Here is a 4,383-nt window from a genome sequence, read left to right on the forward strand (position 1 = left end):
CAACTGGACCCACACCCTCCCCCCAACCCACACCACCCCCCACCACCAAACCCTCCCCACCTACCCCTTCCAACACGAACACTTCTGGACCGAGACCACCCACACCCCCACCAACGCCGACACCATCGGCCTCCGCACCACCACCCACCCCTGGCTAGCCGCCACCACCCCCCTCGCCAACGGCGACGGACACCTCCTCACCGGACGCCTCTCCCCCACCCAACACCCCTGGCTCACCCACCACACCGTCTACGACACCGTCCTCACCCCCGGCACCGGACTGCTGGAGATCGCGTTCGCCGCGGCGCGGGAGGTCGGCGCGGACGCCGTCGGCGAGCTGACCATGACGGAGCCGCTGGTCCTGCGTGACGCGGTCCGGCTGCAGGTGGTGGTCGGTGCGGAGGCCGAGGGTCGCCGGAGCATCTCCCTCTACAGCCAGCCGGAGAACTCTCTCGACGGGGTCTGGCACCAGCACGCCATCGGCGAGCTGATCGAGTCGGCTTCCGCCGGCGAGGACGACGATCCCAAGTTCCAGGCACTCGCGCAGTGGCCGCCCGCCGGAGCCGAGCAGGTCGAACTGGACGGCTTCTACGAGGAGTTCGCGACTCAGGGGCTTCAGTACGGTCCGGCGTTCCAGGGCCTCACCGAACTCTGGCGCAAGGACGACCACGCCTACGGACTCATCCGCCTCCCCGACACCACCACACCCGACGACTTCGGCATCCACCCCGCCCTCCTGGACGCCGCACTCCACACCCTCACCGCCCTACGCAGCACCGACGAAAACGTCGTCCTCCCCTTCGAATGGACCAACGCCCACCTCCACGCCACCCACAGCACCGAACTCCGCGTCCACATCACCCTGGACCGAGCCGCATCGGTGGCGCGAATCCGTGTGGCGGACGGCGCAGGTCAGCCGGTGGCCTCCATTGAGGAGCTGCGACTGCGCGAGGTCACGGCCGAGCAGATCCGGACCACGGAGCCGGTGGAGCATCTCTACCGGGTCGATTTCGTGGCACCGCGAGCGTCCCGTACGACAGAGGTCGAGGACGTCGCCGTGCTCGGCGCAGGCTCCGAGCTGGCGGCCGCTCTCGGGGGCGTGCCGCAGTTCGCCGACGTGGACGCGTTGCTGGCTTCCGAGGACGTACCGGCGCGCATCCTCGTCGATGCCACCGTGCCGGTGGAGGGCGGCGACCCGACCGGAACAGCCACTCGGGCGCTCACGCTGCTCCAGCGGCTGCTGACCGAAGAGCGGCTGACCGAGACCGAGTTGACGTGGGTCACCCGCCGCGCGGTGGGCGAGGGAGCTCAGGACTTGGGCCACGCGCCGCTGTGGGGACTGGTACGCGCGGCGGCGACCGAGCACTCCGAGCGTTCCGTGCGTCTGATCGACCTCGACGAGCACGGGGCCGAACTGCTCGTCGATGCTCTTGCGTTGGCCGACGAGCCGGAGATCGCGGTTCGTGAGGGCGAGGTGCGCGTCGCCCGCGTGATACGCGCCCGAGCCACCGGCACCACCGCCGCCCAGCCCCCGCGTCTCGATCCCGAGGGCACCGTCCTGATCACCGGCGGCACCGGCGAACTCGGCCGCCAGATCGCCCACCACCTCGTACAAGAACACGGCGCACACCACCTCGTCCTCACCTCACGCCAAGGACCCGAAGCTCCCGGCACCACCGAACTCGCCGCCCAGTTGCGTGAGTTGGGTGCCGAGTCGGTCGACGTCCACGCCTGCGACATCACCGACCCGCAGCAGACCGAACAGCTCATCACCACCCTGGAACGCCCCCTCACCGCCGTCTTCCACCTCGCCGGCATCCTCGACGACGGCCTCCTCACCGGCCAGGACACCCAGCGTCTCCACCACGTCCTCGCCCCCAAGGTCGATGGCGCACTTCACCTCCACCACCTCACCGCCCACCACCCCCTCACCGCCTTCGTCCTCTTCTCCAGCGCCGCCGGCATCCTCGGCAGTGCGGGACAGAGCACCTACGCGGCGGCCAACACCTACCTCGACGCTCTCGCCCACCACCGCCAGGCCCAAGGCCTCCCTGCCACCAGCCTCTCCTGGGGCCTCTGGGAGCTGGCCGGTGTCGGCATGACGTCACGGCTGGGCGAGGCCGACCTGTCGCGCATCCGCCGTCAGGGCATCAGTGCCCTGAGCGGGACCCAGGGGATGCGGCTCCTCGATGCGGCGCTGGACCAGCCCCACGCCCATCTGGCCCCGATCAAGCTGGAGTTGGCGTCGCTGCAGCGCAGCGCGGACCGAGGCGAGGACGTGGCGGCCCGGTTCCGTGGCCTGGTGCGCGCCAAGCCTCGCAGGGCGGGCGGCTCGCAGGCAGCCCCGTCGGATCTTCGGGACCGGTTGGCGCCGCTGGACGAGAGTGAGCGCCGGGATGAACTGATCCGTCTGGTCCGTGGCGAGGCCGCCACCGTTCTCGGCGTTGCCGACGCGAGCGAACTCGGGGCCGATCAGGTCCTGAAGGACCTCGGCATGGACTCCCTCATGGCCGTCGAGCTGCGCCGACGCCTCTCCACCGCCACCGAGGTCACCCTCCCCGCCACCCTCGCCTTCGACCACCCCACCCCCACCGCCATCACCGGGCTCCTCCTGCAACGCCTCGAACTCACGGCCAAGCCGAAGAAGAGCCGTAAAGCCGCACGCACCCTCACCCAGGCCGACGAACCCATCGCCATCGTCTCCATGGCCTGCCGCCTCCCCGGCGGCATCCACACACCCGAAGCCTTCTGGAACCTCCTCTCCGAGGGCGGCGACGCCATCAGCGGCTTCCCCAAACGCTGGGAAAACCTCGGCATCTACGACCCCGACCCCGAAGCAGCCGGCAAAAGCTACGCCCGCGAAGGCGGCTTCCTCACCGACATCGAAGGCTTCGACGCCGAGTTCTTCGGCATCTCCCCCCGCGAAGCGATCGCCATGGACCCCCAGCAACGGCTGGTCCTGGAGACCTCCTGGGAAGCCCTGGAGCGGGCCGGCATCCGACCCGACACCCTCACCGAAAGCCGCACCGGCGTCTACCTCGGCACCATGGGCTCCGACTACGACAACCAGCACAACCACGACCTCGACGCACTCGACGGCTACCTCGGCACCGGCAACGCCAGCAGCATCATCTCCGGACGCCTCTCCTACTCACTGGGGCTCCAGGGCCCGGCGCTCACGGTGGACACCGCCTGTTCGTCGTCGTTGGTCGCGATGCATCTGGGCATCAACGCCCTGCGCACCGGCGAGTGCGAACTGGCGCTCGTCGGTGGCGTGACCGTGATGTCGACGCCTTCGCTCTTCGTGGAGTTCTCCCGCCTCAAGGGCATGGCCACGGACGGACGCTGCAAGAGCTTCTCCGATGACGCGGACGGTGCGGGCTGGTCCGAGGGCGTGGGCATCCTCGTACTCAAGCGCGTGTCGGCGGCCCGACGCGACGGCGACAAGATCCTTGCCGTGGTCAAGGGTTCGGCAGTGAACCAGGACGGCCGCAGCCAGGGGCTGACCGCCCCCAACGGGCCCTCGCAGCAGCGCGTCGTCCAGGAAGCGCTGAGCTCCGCTCGCCTCACCCCCGCCGACATCGACGCCATCGAGGCGCACGGCACCGGCACCCCTCTCGGCGACCCCATCGAAGCCGGCGCCCTGACCGAAATCTTCGGCCCCGGCCGGGCTGCCGACCGGCCCCTCTACCTCGGCTCCTCCAAGTCCAACATCGGCCATGCGCAAGCCGCCGCCGGTGTGGCCGGGGTCATCAAGATGGTCATGGCACTGCAACACGAGAGCCTCCCCAAGACGCTGCACGCCGAGGCGCCCAGCAGCCACATCGAATGGGACGGCAGCGGCCTGGAACTCCTCCAGGACAACCAGCCCTGGCAGCGCGGCACAGGGCGCATACGCCGAGCAGGCATCTCATCCTTCGGACTGAGCGGCACCAACGCCCACGTCATCCTCGAAGAAGCCCCGGAGAGCACCCCGGTGGAGACGGAACCGGCTCCCTTCGGCGCCCTTCCCATCGTGCTCTCCGCCCGTACCCCCAAGGCCCTCCGCACCCAGGCGGGCCACTGGGCCACCTGGCTGGCAGCCCATCGCGAGGCGAGCCTGTCGGACATCGCCCGGACCTCGGCACTGCACCGTACGCATTTCGATGTGCGGGCCGGGGTCGTTGCCTCAACCGTCGAGGAAGCCGCCGAAGCCCTGCGCGCGCTGGCCTCGGGCGGAACCCACCCCAACGCCGTCACCGGTACGGCGACGGCGCGCGGGAAGATTGTGTTCGTCTACCCCGGCCAGGGCAGCCAGTGGCACGGCATGGGCACCGACCTGTACGCCCACAACCCCGCCTTCGCCGAAGCCATCGACGCCTGCGACGCCGCCCTAGAGCCGCA

At 70.0% G+C, this 4,383-nt stretch carries 1 protein-coding gene; it reads left to right on the forward strand.

Features of this window, described 5'->3' with window-relative positions; genetic code table 11:
- Positions 1–4,383, forward strand: a 4,383-nt coding sequence (locus AB0E78_RS41755) for an SDR family NAD(P)-dependent oxidoreductase (protein ID WP_361844928.1), incomplete at both ends; no start/stop codon positions are given.

Source organism: Streptomyces sp. NPDC032198 (assembly GCF_040636975.1).
Lineage (GTDB): Bacteria > Actinomycetota > Actinomycetes > Streptomycetales > Streptomycetaceae > Streptomyces.